Genomic DNA, 18,830 nt, shown 5'->3' with positions numbered 1-18,830 from the left:
CTGGAAACTAAATGAATTTTAAAAATTACAAAAGAGGTGAATGGTATGGAAGCAGTTCTATCGTTCTTAAACGATTGGATGTGGGGAACCATCCTTGTTGTGGCATTGCTCGGAGTAGGTTTGTGGTTCTCTATTAAGTTGAAATTTATTCAATTCCGTTATATTCCGGAAATGTTCCGCGTGTTATTCGATAAACGATCCATTTCTGCGGAAGGGAAGAAAGGAACATCGCCTTTTCAGGCATTTGCTATCAGTACAGCATCACGGGTTGGTACAGGTAACCTTGCTGGTGTGGCTGCGGCAATTACCATCGGTGGACCTGGTGCAGTATTTTGGATGTGGATTGTTGCGATTCTGGGTGGAGCATCCAGCTTCATTGAGAGTACGTTAGCTCAGGTGTATAAAGTTCCGGATAAAAACCAATATCGAGGCGGTCCTGCCTATTATATTGAGAAAGGGCTTAAGAACAGGACGCTGGGTATAGTCTTCGCTATTACGATAACGTTTACATACGGTCTTGTATTCAGCTCTGTGCAATCCAATACCATTCGCCTTGCGTTTGAAAATTCATTCGACATCGGTAAATGGTTGATGGGTGGTATTTTGACCTTGGCTGTCGCGTTGATCATCTTCGGTGGTCTGAATCGGATCGCACAAGTTACACAAATCATTATTCCAATCATGGCTATCTTCTATATTATTCTTGCTGGGTACGTGCTTATCATGAATCTTGGCCAAGTACCGAATATGATTGGACAGATCTTTGCAGGAGCCTTCGGTTTCAGAGAAGTTGCCGGTGGAACCTTTGGAGGTATGATTCTGATTGGAATTAAGCGTGGACTCTTCTCGAACGAAGCTGGGATGGGTAGTGCGCCAAACGCTGCTGCTACGGCAGAGGTGTCGCACCCGGTTAAGCAGGGGTTGATTCAGACGTTGGGTGTCTTTACAGATACCCTGCTAATCTGTAGTGCGACAGCTGTCATCATCCTGTTCGCGGGAGACTACGCCAATACGGACCTAGACGGTATTCAATTGACACAGGCTGCTTTTGAATCGGAGCTTGGTGCGTGGGCAGCCATCTTCATCGCGGTTGCTATTCTCTTGTTCGCTTTCAGTTCTATCATTGGAAATTATTATTATGGTGAAACGAACATGGACTTTATCAAGACAAGCAAAGTAAATATCTTCGTTTATCGTATCGCAGTACTAGCGATGGTCATGTTCGGTGCTATTGCTGAATTCGGCCTTGTTTGGGCATTAGCGGACTTAATGATGGGAATTATGGCTTTGATCAACCTTTATGCTATCTTCCGCTTGGCACCTGTTGCTTATGCTGCATTGAATGACTATCGTAAACAGCGGAAAGCCGGTAAGGACCCGGTCTTCTACCAGGATCATCTTCCTGATGTAGACGGTATGGAATATTGGAAGAGAGAACACGAACATGGTTCATAAATAGGATGGAAGTACAGGAACTGCTCTGATGATCAATCAGAGCAGTTTTCTTTTTGGAGACGCGTTATGGCCTGGCGCCGGGCAAGCGAAAGAAACCAATAGATGTGATATGATGAATGCAGATTATGTTAAAGGGATGAGCGGAATGAGCTTACTATCAGTGAATGAGTTAACCAAAAGTTATGGAGATAAAGATCTCTTCGATCACATTTCTTTCACCATAGCTAATCAACAGCGTATCGGCTTGATCGGTGTCAACGGAACTGGGAAATCGACACTGTTGAAGATTCTAGCCGGGATGGACAGCGTGGACGCGGGGGATATGGACCACGCAAAGGATTTTCGTGTGGAATACCTGCCTCAAGATCCTGAATTGGATGAAAAGAAAACCGTCCTTGAACAGATTTATGAGGGAAATGCAGAAATTATGGTTGCGATGAGGCAGTATGAGAAAGTGCTGCTGGAACTCTCGGCAGATCCAGAGGACACGGATGTTCAAGAGCAGTTGTTCCGTGTGCAGCAGCACATGGAGGAGAAGAACGCCTGGGAAGCGAATACAGCGGCGAAGACGATCCTTTCCAAATTAGGCGTCGATTATTTCGACAAGCAGATCGGTGAGCTGTCCGGTGGCCAGAGAAAAAGGGTGGCCATCGCCAAAGCATTGATACAACCGGCAGATCTGCTTCTATTGGATGAGCCGACCAACCACCTTGATAACGAAACGATTGAATGGCTGGAAGAGTTCCTTGCGTCATATCGAGGTGCGTTGATGATCGTCACCCACGATCGGTACTTCCTGAATCGGGTGACCAATTTGATTTATGAATTGGATAAAGGCAGGCTTTACACCTATGAAGGGAATTATCAGACTTTCCTTGAGAAGAAGGCAGAGAGAGAAGAGTGGGAACGGCAGGCGGAGCAAAAGCATCAAAACACACTGAGACGTGAACTTGCCTGGCTGAGGGCTGGTGTAAAGGCGAGATCGACGAAACAGAAAGCACGTATTCAACGAGTCGAATCCATGAAAGAAGAAACGTTCCATACACAGAAAGAAGAAGTGGATATGGCAATCGGCTCCACAAGACTGGGAGATCAGGTTATCGAGTTGCAAGGGGTGACCTATCAGTATGAGGGTCAGAAACTGTTTGAGAATCTCGACTACCTTATCGTTCCGGGGGAAAGACTGGGCATCATCGGCCCTAACGGCTCCGGTAAAACGACGTTGTTGAACGTCATGGCGGATCGCCTGCAGCCCTACAGAGGTGTTGTGAAAACAGGGACCACCGTAAAAATCGGTTATTATACGCAGGATCATGGGGAATTAGATGAAAGCCTTAAGGTAATTGAATACATTAAAGAAGTGGCAGAGGTTATTCGTACGGCGGACGGAACGGAAATTACCGCAGAACAAATGCTTGAGCGTTTTTTGTTCCCGAGACCTCAGCAATGGACGTATATCAAACGTTTATCCGGTGGAGAGCGACGACGGTTGTATTTGCTGCGTGTGCTGATGAGTGAACCGAACGTCTTGTTTCTTGATGAACCGACCAATGACTTGGATACGGAAACGCTCAGTGTCCTGGAAGAGTATCTCGAGCATTTCCCTGGGGTTGTCGTGACTGTATCCCACGACCGTTATTTCCTTGATCGGGTTGTCGATAAGCTGCTCGCTTTCGAGGATGGAGGCTTTGTGCGCAAATTTTATGGTAATTATACGGAATACCTGGAATTGAAAAAGGAAACAGAACAAAAGGCTCAAGTGGAGAAAAAAGCCTCCCTGCAGGAAGAAACGCGCCGATCCAACCGTAAAAGAAAGCTCTCCTATAAAGAAAAACAGGAATGGGAAACGATTGAAGATGAAATTGCTGAATTGGAGACGAAGCTGGAAGATTTAAATCATCAGCTTGCAGCGGAAGCAACCAACTATGACAGAGTGCAGGAATTATCTTCCGATCAGCAAAAGGCGGAAACAGAGTTGGAAACGAAAATGGAGCGGTGGGAAGAATTGTCGCTCATTGTGGAAGGAATGGAAGACTGATAACCGGGGGACTCGGATTGGCCGAGTCTCCTTTTTTGTGGTTCTGGTTATAATATGAAATAATGTATTCGGATACAAGGAAACTGAATTGGAGGAAAATTCAATGAAAATGCCTAGTGTTGAGAAATTAGAGAAATATGCAGATCTTGCTTTACGAACAGGTGTGAACCTGCAAAAAGGCCAGCTGCTAATGATTAACTCTACTATTGAAGGTGCAGAATTCACCCGTATTGTAGCACGTAAAGCTTTTGAGCTTGGTGCGAAGAATGTACATATTAACTGGTCTGACGACGCACTGACGCGTATGAAATATGAACATGCGGATAAAGAAACGTTATCTGACGTTCCGGAATGGCAGCAGCAGAAGTTCACCTACTTTGCAGAGCAGGGGGCGGCAGTACTATCGATTCGTTCTACTGATCCGGATCTTCTTAAAGGAATAGACGGAGAGAAAATTGCAGCGGCGAACAAAGCCGGGGCAGAAGCAATGTCTACTTTCCGTTCCTACACGATGAATGACCGTATTCCGTGGTCGATTGTAAGTATTCCTGTACCTGCCTGGGCACAAAAGATCTTCCCGGGGGAAGAAGAGGATACAGCGGTTGAGAAACTTTGGGAACAAATCTTCAGCATCGTCCGCGTCGATCGTGAGGATCCTAATGAAGCGTGGGCAGAGCACAATAAAACATTGATCAAAGCCCGTGAATTCCTGAATAAGAAGCAGTATAAGAAGCTGATTTATAAGGCACCGGGTACGGACCTTGCTGTCGGTCTACCGGAGGGGCACGTTTGGAAAGGCGGTCCTGCGCAGACAGAAGGAGAAGAGATTCCGTTCAATCCTAACATGCCGACAGAAGAAGTGTTCACCGCGCCTCATAAATATGAAGTAGAAGGTACGGTCTCAAGCACAAAGCCGTTGAACTATGGTGGGAACGTCATCGATCGATTTAAACTGACCTTCAAAGAAGGGAAAGTCGTCGATTTTTCAGCCGAAGAAGGAGAAGAAACATTGAAACACCTTCTTGATACGGATGAAGGTTCCCGTCGTCTGGGGGAGCTGGCATTGGTGCCGCATGAATCTCCGATTTCCCAGTCGGGACTCATCTTCTACAACACATTGTATGATGAGAATGCCTCCTGTCACTTGGCGCTTGGAAAAGCATATCCAACAAACATGACCGGCGGTTCATCCATGAGTGAAGAGGAGCTTGATAAGAACGGGATCAACCACAGCCTCTCCCACGTTGATTTCATGATGGGTTCTGCTGAGTTGGACGTCGACGGCGTTCTTGCAGATGGAACAACAGAACCAGTGATCCGTAAAGGAAGCTGGGCTCTTACTTTCGAATAATAAGATAGAAAAAGGAAGCTGATATTTCAGCTTCCTTTTTTTGTTACCAGCGTACATCAATGCCTTCGAATTGGAGTTCCTCATAGTTTGGAACGACGGTGGGGTCGAGTCGGACGATGGTTAGAGATTTCAGTTTTAAAAGATCATCTACTGTCCCATTGAAAGAGGAACTTGCAATATTTAAATATTGGACATGCTGCATCCCTTCCTGCATGGAACTTAAGTCAGTGACGGTGTCACCGATGATGGTGACCTGTTCCAATATGGGGAGGTGCTTCAGCAGATATCCCGGGATGACTGCATGATTGAGTTTCAAGACGCGGAGCGACTGCATCGCTTCAAAGACCTCTTCATTCTCATCTACAACATAAGTGCTGTCTAAATGAGATGCATTAATTGTTAATTCCTGAAGGTTCATCAAGTCTGCTTTCGTAATTTCCTCCGGCTTCTTATTCAAATCACGGGCGATCGATCGTAACAGCAGATCGTTTATTTCCAATGGCTCTTGATCATCCTCAAAAGTTTTGAAGGCATGGTCTGTAGGATTAGAGTAGAACGTCTCAATCGTTACGTGCTTTCCATCTTCTGAGAGGGTGGAGATCTTTACCAAAGGACTGACCTCAAAGGAGGGGATGTCTATTTCAAGGAACACGTCGATCTCGCCATTTTGATAATCCTCGAGGTCCGGCGTGCGCTTCGGCGACCAGGATTCTGCAATGCCGTCATTGTCTTCCTTCCAATGATAAGCATAGGTATAGGTCGCGTTTTCTTCCACACCCACTTTTGGTAACGTTTCTCCACTTCCGTACTTATCCAAGACGTCTTGCATATTCTCCGGGAGAGGGTTGGTAAGGATAACCTGCTTGAATTCTTCCAGAAACGCTTCCTGTGTAAGCTTCGGTTCTTTAACGGATACCAATGGCTCCGTTTCTGACTCTGGTTTGCTCTGCTCCGGAGACGCGGTTTGTTCAAAGAGGTTGCTGGACTGCACGTAATAGATGGTCCCTGATAAGAATAGAACGGCAAGCAAAGCCGTCAGCAGGCGAGGAACAATAGTCGACCGTAAATGTTTCCTTTTTCTTCCTTCGTAAAACCTACGGCGGTCTCTATCCGTAAATAACGGCTTTTCACTGATTCTATTATCAAGAGCCTCTTGGATCTTCTTCTTATTATTCAAGGGTCCACTCTCCTTCTATGAGCTTTTCCTTCAGCATTTCTCTTGCGCGCTGCTTTCTCGTCTTTACAGTGGATAAGGGGATGCCGGTCACTTCTGCGATTTCTTTTTGTGTCAGGTGTTGATGAAACGTAAGAATCATAACTTCCCGGTATTTAACAGGCATATTCAGGATTGCTTCTGCAATTTCTTCCCACTGCTCTTTCTGTAAGACAACGTCCTCCAACTGTTTAGGATCCGTCTGTTCCAACCATTGATCTTTCATGAGCTTCATTCTCTGGAAAGGAGACCGAAGAAAATCCTTGCAGCGGTTGATAGCAATCCGCATTACCCACGTCTTTAACTGTGAACGACCATCAAAACGATCCCATTTCCTATAAACCAGCAGGAGTACCTCTTGAAACAGATCGTCTGTGGTGTGGTGATTTTTCACATATGTATATATCATCCGTTTTAACATTTCGCCGTATTCCCTCATCACGAATTCAATGGCTTCATCACGTGTGAAGGAAGGCTCCTTACGTTCCATCACCAAATTTCACTCTCCTTTCTGATTGTTAGACGTTCCCATGTGGAGGAAAGTCTTCTTTTTTCCTTTATTATCGTCAGACAGAGCATAGAAGGTATTGAAACGGGGGTTCAGGGGGAAAACAGAAGAAATGGAGGTGAAGGTGATGTATGATGCAGCCATAGTTGGAGCGGGGTTCGGTGGTTTGGCAGCTGCTGCGTCCCTTGTGAAGCGAGGACGAAAGGTCGCTGTCTTTGAAGCCTCCAATGAGCTGGGAGGAAGTGCCGGGAAATTTGACCGTCAAGGCTACCGTTTCCAATCAGGTGCAACGGTCGGAATGGGTTTTGAACCGGGAGGTGTATTTGATCAATTGTATGACGAGCTTGGTCTCGAGGTTCCTGTTATGACCACACTGGATACGATCATGGATATCCACATGCCTGATCGAACCATTCACTATTATCGGGACAGACAAGCGTGGTATGAAGAGATCGAGCTTCACTTTCCGGAGAAGTCCGCGGCTATTCAAGCTTTTTATGATGAAATCTTCTACGTCGGTGCCCTTGTCGACCGTTTAATAGACAAGCTTCCAATATTTCCGCCCCGGACATGGAAAGATGTTAAAAACCTGCTGCCGATGGTGGACCGGTCTTCTTTGCGTCTGCTTCCGTTCCTGAACCAGACAGTCGAAGATCGATTGAAGAAATATGGATTGGAACGCCACCAGCTGTTTCGGACGTTTCTTAATGGAGAGCTGATGGACAGTGTACAGACAAGCGTAGAGTATTGTCCGGCCTTTCTTGGTTGTGCAGCTCTCCAGACGTTTCATAAAGGTGCCTACGCCGTTCATGGAGGGCTTGCAACGATAGCAGAACAGCTTTCCGAATATATCAAGAGCGGCGGGGGAGAGATTTATATGCGCCACCCTGTACATCGGGTAGAGAAGGAAGCGGGAATGTTCCTTCTTCATTCCAAACGCAATAAAGTATTTCAGGCGAAAGAAATCATCCTTAACAATTCGGTCCATAATCTCCATGATACGTTATCAGAAGAGCTTCTGAAACAGACCTATATTAAGAAGACAAAGGAAGTGCAGCGGGAGGCATGGGGGGCTTTTATTATACATGCCGGGATCGACACATCTGTATTCCGAAATACAGATGTGCTGTATCATCAGTTCATCGATCCGGAACGGCCGGAGGAACTGCATGACGGAGGGCAGTTCCTCTTATCCCTTTCCGATCCGTCAGATGAGAGCATGGCGCCTGAAGGGAAGCGGTCTCTTACCATATCGACCCATACGGAGTTGGAGCAGTGGTGGCAGGCGGAGGAGTATGAAGAACATAAAGAAGCCATGAAAAACCGGATGCTTCAGACGGTGGAACACTACTTCCCGGGATTCGCGGAAGGGTTGGATATTGTCCTGCCGGGTACACCATTGACTTTTCATAAGTGGCTGAGAAGAAAGGAAGGAAAAGTTGGAGGATATGCACCGGATGGGAGATACAGCTGGTTGAAGAGCTATTCGGTCCGTACAGGTATCGACGGTGTTCATCAATGTGGCGATACGGTATTCCCGGGGGCAGGCACCCTCGGTGTCACACTCTCCGGTTTAATGGCAGCGAAAGAAGTTTCGGCTGATTGAAAACGTGGAGTAAGGGAATAAGAAAGGAAAGGAGCGATGTAAATGCCAGGTCCAGAACATGAACTCCCGGGATTCCAGGCGAACCCTAATGAGTTTGACAAATGCAGCAGCTGTGGAACACTTTTGACGAGCAAGCAGGAACAGGAAATGAAGCTTTGCAAAGAGTGTCAAAGAAGACACAAAGATAAAGAAATTGAATATGACGAATCAGAATGAAAAAAGGTCACGGAAGCGTGACCTTTTTCTCATGGAGTTGTCAGGATATAATGCAACATCAGGGGAATATTACCAAACGATAGGAGTAAACTGTTTCTTTACATCCGAATCCCTTGATGTTAAAGTGGTCCACTGTGCTTAAAACAACTAAGAGTTACTATGAAGGAGAGAATCATGAAAAATAAACAAACAAATGGAATCGATTGGCCGGTATTTGCGATCAGCGGCGGACTGCTGGTACTATTCGTAATTTTTGCCTTAATCGATATTGATTTGATCGAACTAATCGTAAATGAGAGCTTTGCATGGTCAGCAAAATACTTCGGTGCCTTCTGGCAGGTACTTATGTTAGCTACGTTCTTTGTGGGCCTTTGGCTTGGTTTCTCTAAATATGGAAAGGTAAAGATGGGAAACAGGGAGAAGCCCGAGCTCGGTTTATATCAATGGCTTTCTATCATTATGGCTACCCTTCTGGCGGGCGGCGGTGTTTTCTGGGCGGCGGCCGAGCCGATGTGGCATTTCCTGACGGTTCCGCCATCCCAAGCCGGGGTGGAAGCAGGTACGGAAGCAGCTGTCGATCCAGCTTTGGCACAAAGTTTCATGCACTGGGGTTTTCTCGCATGGGCTATTCTAGGAACGATCAGTGCTATCGTTATGATGTATGGCCACTACCATAAAGGAATGCCGATGAAACCTCGTACCCTTCTTTACCCTATTTTCGGTGAAAAGCTGCGAAACAGCTGGCTTGGTACCGTAATCGACGCGTTCTCTGTCATTGCGGTTGCTGCCGGCACAGTTGGTCCGTTAGGCTTCTTGGGGTTACAAGCGAGTTATGGTTTGCAGGCCATTTTCGGAATCCCGGATGAATTCGGCACACAGTTCACTATCATATTGGCCGTGGTGCTGGTTGCGACTATCTCCGCAGTAACAGGATTGCATAAGGGAATTCAGTTCCTGAGTAATTTCAATGTCCGGCTCGCGTTAGGTTTGATGATCTTCATCGTTATCTTTGGACCGGGCGGGTTTATCATCAATCATTTTCTTTCAGCTTTCGGCTATTATATCGATCAATTTGTTCCGATGAGTATGTATCGGGGAGATGAAGGATGGTTGTCCAGCTGGACCGTATTCTTCTGGGGATGGTTCATTGGGTACGGACCGATGATGGCTATTCTCGTAAGTAGAATTTCCAGAGGACGGACGATTCGTGACATTATTATAGCCGTTTCTATTTTCGCACCGATTATTTCTACCTTCTGGTTCACCGTGCTGGGCGGTTCCGGGATTTCCTTTGAGTTAAGTAATCCAGGATCAATTTCAGAAGCGTTGGAGGCCGGGGGGAACCCGGCGGCTATGTTTGCCATCACGGAGCAGTTCCCTCTGGCGACTATCATTTCACCATTGTTTTTGGTATTGACGATTCTTTTCGTCGTGACCACAACAGATTCCATGTCTTATACCATTGCTATGGCTGTCACAGGACAGGGGGACCCTAAGAAATGGGTTCGTGTCTTTTGGGCGGTTCTGATGGGCGCAATCGCAGTGATCTTGTTGGTAACAGGAGACAGCGGAATTACGCAGTTGCAGAACTTTATTGTTGTCACCGCTGTACCTGTTTCCATTTTGCTGCTTCCAATGCTGTGGCTTGCTCCTAAGGTCGCTAAACAACTGGCCTTCGAGCAAAAAACAAATAGGAAATGACTTTGGAAGGGGAAGGAGAGGCCGTCGTCGTATCACCCTATCCACTCTTTCTTAAGGTAAAGTGAATCAATAAAAGGAAAAAAGCTTAGAGCATGGGTTCTAAGCTTTTTTTATGGAGAATTATTTTTCTCGCAACACAGCACGTACCGGACTCCCATCGCCGTCCTCCATTTTCAACGGAAAAGCCATGAGTTCATAAAATCCAGGAGAAACGTGATCCAATTGCAGACCTTCGAGGATGAGAATGTCGTTAGCATATAAGGAATGATGACCAGGTAAAGCTTTGCTTTTTTCCGTATCGACAGAGGGCGTATCCACGCCGATCAAATCGATGCCGTGTTCCCGAAGCAAGGGAGCTAGATCTTCGCCGATGGTGGTGTAGGTATTCGGGAATTTAGTGCGGTCTTTCCAACTCTTTGTTTGGAGTATCACCTTCGTTACGGCTGTCAGGTCGATGCCTTCCAAATCTTTCGCTTGAATTCTATCTTTATCCGGAAGGGAGAGGACTAAAGCATCACCGATATATCTCTCCAATGGGACTTCAGCAATTCTCCACCCATTGGAGTCATAATGGTAAGGCGCGTCCACATGGGTTCCGATATGGTTGCTTGCCTGGAATTGACCGACATTAACAGAACCTGTTTCTTTCATCGTAAATGTATGCTCATAGTGAAAAGGCGTATCTCCCGGCCATGGCGGGGTTCCTTCATGCAGGGGCATGCTGATATCGATAAGTTTCATGTTTCTGCCTCCTTATGCTATGATTCCACGCTCGTTTTCATATTGCTTATGCTTGTCTTGGTCCATAATGTCTTTCAATACCTGGACCACTGTAAATACATCTTCGAAGGATGTGTAGAAAGCGATCGGAGCGAGTCGGATAACATCTGGTGCCCGGAAATCCGGGGTGACTCCTTCTACTTTCAATGCTTGGCATATACTTGCTGCCTCTTTGTGCAGAAGACAGATATGGCCGCCTCGCCGTTCATCTTCCATAGGATTGGCGATACGGAAGCCTTTCCCGGAAAGCTCTTGATGGATGAGGTCCATAAAAAGCCGCGTCAGCTTTAATGATTTAGTCCGTATAGTGTCTATACCAGCTTCGTGAAAAAGCTCCAAGGAACCAAGAAGCGGGGCGGAGCTCAAAATGTGCGGGGTTCCAATCTGGAAAGCACCGGCATCTTCAGCAGGCGTCAGTTCGTGTTCCATGTCGAACTGTTTCTGTTTATTAGAGCTGAACCACCCGGCAAGGCCGGGACTCCTGCCTAAATGACGTTCGTTGACATATAAACCGCCGACACCTCCTGGTCCGCTGTTCAAGTATTTATACGTACACCAAACGGCAAAATCGACTCCCCATTCATCAAGGGAGTGCGGAACAGAGCCGATGGAATGAGCCAGGTCGAAACCGACGATGATGCCATGTTTGTGCGCTGCTTCTGTAATCCTTTGGATATCCAGAAGCTGACCGCTGCGGTACAGGACAGAAGGCAGCAGCAACAGAGCAATATCCTCTCCCATTTGATTGATGATGTGCGTCTCCTCCAGCGTGTAACCATCTTTGCTTTGAATCTGTACTAACTCTTGTGCCGGGTCTAAATCCCGAAGTTTGATTTGGCTTTTCAGAGCATAGATATCGGATGGGAAATTCAAGGTATCTGCAAGAATTTTTGTTCTTTTACCTGCCGGGTTGTAGAAAGTGGCCAGCAGTTGGTGGAGATTGGTCGTAATGGAGCCGGTGTTAATAACCTGATGCGGCTTTGCTCCGATGAGGGGAGCCGTCTCGTCTCCCAGCTTCTCCGACAAATAGAACCACGGCTCTTTCGCTTCCGTCCATCCATCAATCCCCGAGGTTTTCCAATCCTCCAGTGACGTAAACAACGATTGTTCTGCCCGTTTGGAAAGCAGGCCCAGTGAGTTTCCATCCATGTAATAGCTGCTTTCCTTCAAGTAAAACTCTTTCTTGAAGTGCTTCATCGGATCTTCTTGGTCCAACTTCCGAACGGCGTCCAACGTCCATAGATGCTTTGTCATTTCGGGTTCCTCCTTTTATACTAAATCGTGTTTAACTAAAACAGCTTTGATGGCAGAATAGCTGTAAGTGTCCGGAAGCATGTCTTTTAAAGGTTTAAGCTTCTTATCCTCCAATTGTTCATAGGCTTCCAGTACAGAGGTCTCCTGTTGCTCATCAAACCAGCTTGGCCAGTTGATATCATAGCCTTCCTTGGCTGCACGGAACAAATGGCTCTCAATGGTAAGTTGACTCATGCCCCTGGCTTCAGCTATCTCCTTTGGCGTCTGTTCCTCGAGTTTCCACATCTCGTAACTGATGATGTGACTCGGTCGATCGTCACCTGGGTCTCTCTTTAAAGGAGCAGAGGGGGAAGAGGAGGCAGGCCGTGGCTTATCCGCCGCGGCTTTTGCCCATGGCTGAATCATTTCAAGAAATGCTTCCCCGTATTTCTGATATTTCTGTTCCCCGATACCTTTTATCTTCAACATGTTATCTTTCGTTTCCGGGAGATAAGCGGTCAAGTCCTTCAAAGTCGCATCAGAGAAAATGACATAAGGCGGCAGGGATTCTTGTTCGGCTATCTGCTTGCGTAAACGGCGTAATTCTTCAAAGTATTCTACGTTGTAATCAGCCTTCGTTTTTGTGACGACGGCTTCCACCAGCATGATTACAGGTTCTTCTCCTTTAATTACTTTCTTAGCCTCCTGGGTTAGCTGTAAGGTTGGGTAACGGCCGGAACCGGGGTACAGATAACCTTCTGCGGTGAGAAAATGAATAAAGCGCGTCAATTCTTTTTCCGTATAGTTGGACATGATTCCATAGGTAGACAAGGAATCGAAACGAAACTGCTTTACTTTTTGGTCCTTCGATCCCCGAAGCACCTTCGCGGTAAGGGAGGCACCGAACCGTTCCCCCATCCTCTTCACACAGGACAGCACCATTTGAGCTTCTTTCGTCATATCCGTCTTCTGCCCTTCATGCATACAGTTCGAACATTTTCCGCATGGCTCCACAGGTACCGGATTGTCGAAATAGTCAAGAATATATTGCTGCAGGCACGTGTGGGTGTGGCAGTAATTAATCATAGCCTGAAGTTTATCGTATTCAGCTGTCCGCTTCTTTTCAGAAGGAGACTGATCAATCAAAAAGCGCTGGAGGTTGATATCCTGACTGGTGAAAAGCAGAACGCAGTCTCCCGGTTCTCCATCCCGACCGGCCCGACCGGCTTCCTGATAATACGATTCAATATTCATCGGCATGGAGTAGTGGATCACGTAACGGACGTTGGATTTATCAATCCCCATTCCAAAAGCGTTCGTAGCAACCATGGTGGTCACCTTGTCCTGGACAAAATCCATCTGTGTCTGTCTACGCTGGTTCTCCGTCATCCCAGCATGATACTTCCCGGAAGCATATCCCTTTTCCGATAAGTATGTATGCAGTTGGTCAGCATCTTTACGAGTAGCGGTATAAATGATGCCGGCATCCTCCGGAACTTTCTGCAAATATGTTTCAACGAAGTCACGCTTATCGCGTCCTTTGATGACCCGGAAGGATAGGTTTTCACGGGCAAAACCTGTGTTGACCACGGCTTCTTCCGGCACATCGATGAGGCGCTTAATATCTTCGATTACTTCTTTCGTGGCCGTAGCTGTTAATGCCATGACCACCGGGAGGTTCGGTATGGTACGGAGAGTAGGGACGATCGATCGGTAGCTTGGGCGGAAGTCATGTCCCCATTGCGATATGCAGTGGGCCTCGTCGAAAGCGATCAAGGACAGCGGGATGGAGGAAAGTAGATTAAGGAAATCCGGTGCTTCCATCCGCTCCGGTGCGACGTACACAAAAGAATATCTTCCTTGCCGGATGGCAGTCATGCGTTCCTGCTGTTCTCGTGCGGAGAGGGAGCTGTTGATGTAAGTCGCCGGTATTCCATAGGATAGGAGAGCGTCGACCTGGTCCTTCATCAATGAAATGAGAGGGGAGATGATCACGGCAGTACCATCTAGTGTGAGCCCGGGGATTTGATAGCAGAGTGACTTCCCTCCGCCTGTCGGCATGACCGCGAGCGTGTTATGCCCATGAAGGACATGTTGAATTACTTCTTCCTGCCCTGGCCGGAAAGAGGAATAGCCGTAATATTGCTGTAGTATTTTTTCCGCTTGCTGCATCATTTGGATCATCCTTTATTTGTAATCATTCGTGCCTCCATCTTATCATGTTTCAAGCTGGATCTGTGGGGAAAACTACACGGGTAAAGCACAAACAAAAGGAGTGATCGCTGCATGAAAGCGGTTGTTATCGAACAGTACGGAAATAGAAATGAATTGATAGAGAAGGAAATGCCGAATCCCGAACCGGCTGCTAATCAAGTGGTGGTGGAAGTCCACGCGACGTCCATCAATCCAATCGACTGGAAGCTGCGCGAAGGATATTTGAAAGAAATGCTTGATTTTGACTTTCCGATAATTCTTGGATGGGACGTCGCAGGAATTATTAAGGAGACGGGCGAAGACGTCCGTGGCTTTAAAACGGGAGATCGCGTTTTTGCGCGGCCGGATACGACAAGGTTCGGCACGTATGCGGAGTATACGACCGTCGATGAGCACCTTCTGGCACATCTTCCTGATGGGATCGGGTTTGAAGAAGCTGCTGCGGTTCCGTTGGCAGGGCTGACTGCATGGCAGTGCCTCGTTGACTTCGCGGATATAAAGGAAGGGGACAAGGTACTTGTTCATGCTGGATCCGGCGGAGTCGGACATTACGCGGTACAGATTGCAAAAAAAATGGGAGCGTATGTTGCAGCCACTGCCAGCGGTAAGAATAAGGATTGGGTCAAGAAGCTGGGTGTTGACCGGTTTATCAATTATAAAGAAGAGGACTTCTCGGAGGTACTTCATGATTTCGATATCGTCGTTGATACATTAGGTGGAGAAATTCAGGAGAAGAGCTTCGCTGTATTGAAAAAAGGAGGGCGAATGCCTTCCATCGTTCAGCCTCCTGATGAAAAGCTTGCTGAGAAACACGGGGTAAAAGCGGGGTCTGTATGGCTGGAACCAAGTGGTGAACAATTGGCGAAGTTAGCGCAGTTCATGGAGGAAGGAAGCCTTGTCTCCGTCATCGGCCACACCTTCGACTTTTCCGGTGAAGGATTGCGGGAGGCTCATAAATTAAGTGAGACGCACCATGCCAAAGGAAAAATTGTTATTAAAATGAAATAGACCACTTTTTATGTCCCTTTGATAAAGCGAAGGGACACTTTTTTGGTCAGTTATTATAAAGCGATTACATAAAATAGAGGCTGCATTATTTTCGAATTTTCTTACAATTTTTGTGTACCTGCAGTAAACTAAGGGTAAAGGCTTTTAAAGAAGCAGAATTGGAGGAGAAGTGGTGTGCTTACAAATTATAAGACCGGGGTATATTTTGACGAAATGATGCATTCGGATGGAGGGCCAAAACAGCACTATCAATGGTTCTATCAACTCGTACAGCAGTTCTCCGAACGTGAACTTATGAACAAACATGAAACGGCCCAGATGAATTTTCTCAGAAAGGGTATTACGTTTACTGTTTACAACCACACAGGCGGGACGGAGCGGACGATGCCGTTCGATTTCGTTCCCATCATTATTCCCAGAGAAGATTGGGAGAAGATCGAGCGCGGGATGGTGCAGAGGATGAAAGCCCTGAACCACTTTCTTGAAGATGTCTATAATGATCAGAGGATTGTTGAAGCTGGAATCGTTCCGAAAGAATTAATAGAGAACAACCCCTATTACTATAAGGAACAAGCGGGTGGGTTATCCATTCCTCTGAATAACCACATTTTTCTTGCCGGTGTCGATTTAATTCGTGATGAGAACGGGGACTATCGTGTTCTTGAGGATAACCTCCGGAACCCATCCGGGATGTCCTACGTATTCCAAAACCGTTACGTCATGAGACAGGTGTATCCGGAGCTGTTCTTCCAGCATGCCATCGAGACACTGGAGCACCAGATTTCCGAGCTGCATCAGGCTGTCATCAGTCATGTGCCGGAAAATGCTCTACAAGACAAAGAACCAAAGGCTGTCCTGCTGACACCTGGTACATATAACTCCGCCTATTATGACCATGTTTTCCTCGCGCAGCAAATGGGAATCGACCTCGTCGAAGGCCGGGACTTAACGGTGAAAGATGATGTAGTGTATATGAAGACGATCAGGGGGCTGCAGCGGGTCGATATTATATACCGTCGTATTGACGACGATTTTCTCGATCCGGAAGCCTTCCGGCCGGATTCTGCTTTAGGAGTTCCGGGGTTGCTTCGAGCCTACAGGAAGGGGAATGTTTCGATTCTGAACGGGATTGGAAACGGGGTAGCAGACGATAAAGCCATGTATGTTTATGTGCCGGAAATGATTCGTTTCTATCTGGATGAAGAACCAATCATCCCGAATGTAGAAACCTATTTTCTTAGTGATCCGGAACGTCTGAGTTACGTTTTAGATCATATCGATGAACTGGTCATTAAAAATGTCGGTGCCTCAGGAGGCTATGACATGCTGATTGGTCCACAATCGAGCGAAGAGGAGCAGGAAGAATTCCGTCGCAAAATCATCGAGCACCCTAATCAGTATATCGCCCAGCCGACGATCAAGCTTTCCAGAGCCCCTGCATACCAGGGGGGACGTTTCTACCCATGCCACGTCGATCTAAGGGTCTTTGTCATGAACGGGCGGAAAACCAACGTCCTGCCGGGAGGTCTGTCGCGGGTTGCTTTAAAAGAAGGATCGCTTGTTGTGAACTCTTCTCAGGGTGGCGGCGGTAAAGACACATGGATTATGACAGAGGGTGGTGGTGTTCATGCTTAGCAGAGTAGCAGATTCTCTTTATTGGATGTCACGTAATTTGGAAAGGGCGGAAAACAATGCGCGTGTTCTCAGTGTCCAGCTCATCCATTCGCTGGAAGCAACCAGTCAGGAGACAGCGGATCGTGATTGGGAAGAGGTACTTGAAATCTGTTCCTCTAAAGCGGATTACTATGATACTTATGAGCGACTCGACAGTGAGACGCTTCTGGAATACTTAACCATCAGTCCGATCAATATGAATTCCTTAATCAATTGCATGAATTATGCACGGGAAAATGCACGTATAACCAGGGACAACCTGCCGGGGGAGCTCTGGGAAGTGTTAAATGAGTTCCATCTCAATCAAAAGGATTGGCAGGAACTACCGAATACAAGACAGCATACGCAAAGTTACTTGAAGAATGTAGTAAATACATCGATGACGGCTCAAGGAGTTATCGAGTCCAGTATGACACGTGGAATTCCTTATACATTCATTAAAATTGGAAAATGGCTGGAGAGGGCGGAAAAAACGGCACGGCTTTTGAACGTCACCTGTGAGAAGAACAGAAAAGAGTCGACGGTCGATACGGCTACCTATTATTATTGGCTGACAGCCTTGCAGTTCTTAAACGGATATGACGCCTATATTAAGGAGCATCCACCTACCATGGACTCCAAAAGTGTGCTGCGTTTCATGATTCAGGAGGAGACGTTCCCCCGTTCGATCCGTTACTGCATGAACCATGTCTGTGAAGCAATTGAAAATTTAGAAGATGGAAAGATATCTCATTATTCTGCGGACTTATTCGAAATGCTTGAAGTGATACAAAACGAAATCCAACAAACGAATATCGAAGAGATGGATATGGAACAGCTGATGCATTTTCTTGATCATTTCCAAGATCGTTGTCTCACATTCAGTCGAATGTTTTCAGAGACATATTACCTCATAGAACCTATTCGTGTGAAGTAGACACATACGGGAGGAATACAGATGAAATACCACATAGAACATACCAATACATTTCAATACGACAGCCCTGTGGATCAAAGTATGAACCACATCCGGTTAAAGCCGAGAACCGATGAATGCCAACGGTTGCTGACCTATCGGACGGAGATCACTCCGGGGTCCATGACGAAAGAACATATCGACTTATGGGGGAACCATGTAGAGACATTCTTCATCCCGGAGAAACACGACCACTTAATGCTGAAGACGAGTTCAACTGTCAGCATTCAAAAAAGTCCTTTCATCCGAATGATCACCTGTTCGGATGAAATGAGAGAGATCTTCCATTCGGAATTGTTCCATCACCATTACCTGGCTTATTTAAATGATACGCCATACACTTTCTTATATAAGAACCAAGTGGAAGATATTATGAAGGAGGTAGGCGGTGCGGAAGACCCCGTGCGATTCTCGCTGCGTCTGATGGAATACCTGCATCAATCTATTTCCTATGACACTATGACCACAGAAGTGAGTACAAAAGCGCATGAGTCCTGGCCGCTGAAAGCGGGCGTATGTCAGGATTATGCCCACGTGATGCTCGGTGTGCTTCGTTCCCAGGGGATACCTTCCAGATACGTCAGCGGATACTTATACGTAGGTGAAGACTCGGCGTTGGTAGGAGATGCAGCGACACATGCCTGGGTGGAAGTGATGGTACCCGGCATCGGTTGGGTTGGCCTTGACCCGACGAACAATGTGGAAGCTCTCGAACAACATATTCGAATTGGAACAGGGCGGGACTATGCAGATGTCAGTCCTCTCCAAGGAGTATATCGTGGAGGCGGGCAGAGCCTTGATGTGAAAGTAAGCGTCACGCTTCTGCATCAATAATAAAGAAAAAATCCCTCTTCTGTATGAAGAGGGATTTTAAGTAA

General features: G+C 46.7%; 15 protein-coding genes. 10 read left to right on the top strand and 5 right to left on the bottom strand.

Annotation, left to right across the window (positions count from 1 at the left end; genetic code table 11):
* The first annotated feature begins 45 nt into the window (after positions 1-45).
* The 3 genes from QRD89_RS17485 to QRD89_RS17475 all read left to right on the top strand — a co-directional run bounded on the left by QRD89_RS17485 (position 46) and on the right by QRD89_RS17475 (position 4,844).
* On the top strand, positions 46-1,455 hold the full coding sequence (locus tag QRD89_RS17485) for an alanine/glycine:cation symporter family protein (RefSeq protein WP_008634984.1): 1,410 nt from the start codon (positions 46-48) through the stop codon (positions 1,453-1,455).
* Between the two features lie 145 nt (positions 1,456-1,600).
* Positions 1,601-3,493 carry an ABC-F family ATP-binding cassette domain-containing protein gene (locus QRD89_RS17480; protein ID WP_286095905.1) on the top strand — a complete coding sequence of 631 codons (1,893 nt, stop codon included), beginning with the start codon at positions 1,601-1,603 and terminating at the stop codon, positions 3,491-3,493.
* A gap of 103 nt (positions 3,494-3,596) precedes the next feature.
* Positions 3,597-4,844 carry an aminopeptidase gene (locus tag QRD89_RS17475; protein WP_008634989.1) on the top strand — a complete coding sequence of 416 codons (1,248 nt, stop codon included), beginning with the start codon at positions 3,597-3,599 and terminating at the stop codon, positions 4,842-4,844.
* A gap of 43 nt (positions 4,845-4,887) precedes the next feature.
* Here the strand turns inward: QRD89_RS17475 and QRD89_RS17470 are convergent, their stop codons facing one another.
* Positions 4,888-6,021, bottom strand: a complete 1,134-nt coding sequence (locus QRD89_RS17470) for a hypothetical protein (RefSeq protein WP_286095904.1) — start codon at positions 6,019-6,021, stop codon at positions 4,888-4,890.
* On the bottom strand, positions 6,014-6,547 hold the full coding sequence (locus tag QRD89_RS17465) for a sigma-70 family RNA polymerase sigma factor (RefSeq protein WP_286096894.1): 534 nt from the start codon (positions 6,545-6,547) through the stop codon (positions 6,014-6,016). Before QRD89_RS17465 ends, QRD89_RS17470 begins: the two co-directional genes overlap by 8 nt.
* Positions 6,548-6,677: 130 nt before the next feature.
* Between QRD89_RS17465 and QRD89_RS17460 the strand changes: the two genes are divergently transcribed.
* The 3 genes from QRD89_RS17460 (at position 6,678) to QRD89_RS17450 (ending at position 10,088) form a co-directional block, all read left to right on the top strand.
* The gene (locus QRD89_RS17460; protein ID WP_286095903.1) at positions 6,678-8,171 is read left to right on the top strand and encodes a phytoene desaturase family protein; all 1,494 of its coding nucleotides are present in this window, start codon (positions 6,678-6,680) and stop codon (positions 8,169-8,171) included.
* Between the two features lie 42 nt (positions 8,172-8,213).
* Positions 8,214-8,387, top strand: a complete 174-nt coding sequence (locus QRD89_RS17455; RefSeq protein WP_008634993.1) for a hypothetical protein — start codon at positions 8,214-8,216, stop codon at positions 8,385-8,387.
* 174 nt (positions 8,388-8,561) lie between these two features.
* Positions 8,562-10,088 carry a BCCT family transporter gene (locus tag QRD89_RS17450; protein WP_008634995.1) on the top strand — a complete coding sequence of 509 codons (1,527 nt, stop codon included), beginning with the start codon at positions 8,562-8,564 and terminating at the stop codon, positions 10,086-10,088.
* Positions 10,089-10,208: 120 nt separating this feature from the next.
* Here the strand turns inward: QRD89_RS17450 and kynB are convergent, their stop codons facing one another.
* The 3 genes from kynB to recQ are packed head-to-tail and all read right to left on the bottom strand — an operon-like array spanning position 10,209 to position 14,276.
* Positions 10,209-10,829 carry an arylformamidase gene (gene kynB, locus QRD89_RS17445; protein WP_026577824.1) on the bottom strand — a complete coding sequence of 207 codons (621 nt, stop codon included), beginning with the start codon at positions 10,827-10,829 and terminating at the stop codon, positions 10,209-10,211.
* Between the two features lie 12 nt (positions 10,830-10,841).
* Positions 10,842-12,122 (bottom strand): kynureninase, encoded by a 1,281-nt coding sequence (kynU, locus tag QRD89_RS17440; RefSeq protein WP_286095901.1) that lies wholly within the window; start codon positions 12,120-12,122, stop codon positions 10,842-10,844.
* A gap of 15 nt (positions 12,123-12,137) precedes the next feature.
* On the bottom strand, positions 12,138-14,276 hold the full coding sequence (gene recQ / locus QRD89_RS17435; RefSeq protein ID WP_286095900.1) for a DNA helicase RecQ: 2,139 nt from the start codon (positions 14,274-14,276) through the stop codon (positions 12,138-12,140).
* 111 nt (positions 14,277-14,387) lie between these two features.
* Between recQ and QRD89_RS17430 the strand changes: the two genes are divergently transcribed.
* From QRD89_RS17430 to QRD89_RS17415, 4 genes are all read left to right on the top strand, one after another.
* Positions 14,388-15,323: an NADP-dependent oxidoreductase gene (locus QRD89_RS17430; protein WP_286095899.1), complete on the top strand. Its 936-nt coding sequence runs from the start codon at positions 14,388-14,390 to the stop codon at positions 15,321-15,323.
* A 174-nt stretch (positions 15,324-15,497) separates the two neighbouring features.
* A complete protein-coding gene (locus QRD89_RS17425) occupies positions 15,498-16,958 on the top strand; it encodes a circularly permuted type 2 ATP-grasp protein (protein ID WP_286095898.1) in 1,461 nt (486 codons plus the stop codon).
* Entirely contained in the window at positions 16,951-17,913 is a 963-nt protein-coding gene (locus QRD89_RS17420) for an alpha-E domain-containing protein (RefSeq protein WP_008635009.1), read from the top strand. The genes QRD89_RS17425 and QRD89_RS17420 overlap by 8 nt, the downstream gene beginning before the upstream one ends.
* 21 nt (positions 17,914-17,934) lie before the next feature.
* Positions 17,935-18,786 carry a transglutaminase family protein gene (locus tag QRD89_RS17415; protein ID WP_008635011.1) on the top strand — a complete coding sequence of 284 codons (852 nt, stop codon included), beginning with the start codon at positions 17,935-17,937 and terminating at the stop codon, positions 18,784-18,786.
* The last annotated feature ends 44 nt before the right edge of the window (positions 18,787-18,830 follow it).

The sequence above is a fragment of the Halobacillus sp. ACCC02827 genome, assembly GCF_030291935.1.
GTDB lineage: Bacteria > Bacillota > Bacilli > Bacillales > Halobacillaceae > Halobacillus.
This window is presented reverse-complemented; position numbering and strand designations above follow the sequence as displayed.

Bases quoted from the DNA above. Each gene is read 5' to 3' on its own strand.
- QRD89_RS17485 (WP_008634984.1), top strand. From the start codon at position 46: ATGGAAGCAGTTCTATCGTTCTTAAACGATTGGATGTGGGGAACCATC.
- QRD89_RS17480 (WP_286095905.1), top strand. From the start codon at position 1,601: ATGAGCTTACTATCAGTGAATGAGTTAACCAAAAGTTATGGAGATAAA.
- QRD89_RS17475 (WP_008634989.1), top strand. From the start codon at position 3,597: ATGAAAATGCCTAGTGTTGAGAAATTAGAGAAATATGCAGATCTTGCT.
- QRD89_RS17465 (WP_286096894.1), bottom strand. From the start codon at position 6,547: ATGGAACGTAAGGAGCCTTCCTTCACACGTGATGAAGCCATTGAATTC.
- QRD89_RS17460 (WP_286095903.1), top strand. From the start codon at position 6,678: ATGGAGGTGAAGGTGATGTATGATGCAGCCATAGTTGGAGCGGGGTTC.
- QRD89_RS17455 (WP_008634993.1), top strand. From the start codon at position 8,214: ATGCCAGGTCCAGAACATGAACTCCCGGGATTCCAGGCGAACCCTAAT.
- QRD89_RS17450 (WP_008634995.1), top strand. From the start codon at position 8,562: ATGAAAAATAAACAAACAAATGGAATCGATTGGCCGGTATTTGCGATC.
- kynB (WP_026577824.1), bottom strand. From the start codon at position 10,829: ATGAAACTTATCGATATCAGCATGCCCCTGCATGAAGGAACCCCGCCA.
- kynU (WP_286095901.1), bottom strand. From the start codon at position 12,122: ATGACAAAGCATCTATGGACGTTGGACGCCGTTCGGAAGTTGGACCAA.
- recQ (WP_286095900.1), bottom strand. From the start codon at position 14,276: ATGATGCAGCAAGCGGAAAAAATACTACAGCAATATTACGGCTATTCC.
- QRD89_RS17430 (WP_286095899.1), top strand. From the start codon at position 14,388: ATGAAAGCGGTTGTTATCGAACAGTACGGAAATAGAAATGAATTGATA.
- QRD89_RS17420 (WP_008635009.1), top strand. From the start codon at position 16,951: ATGCTTAGCAGAGTAGCAGATTCTCTTTATTGGATGTCACGTAATTTG.
- QRD89_RS17415 (WP_008635011.1), top strand. From the start codon at position 17,935: ATGAAATACCACATAGAACATACCAATACATTTCAATACGACAGCCCT.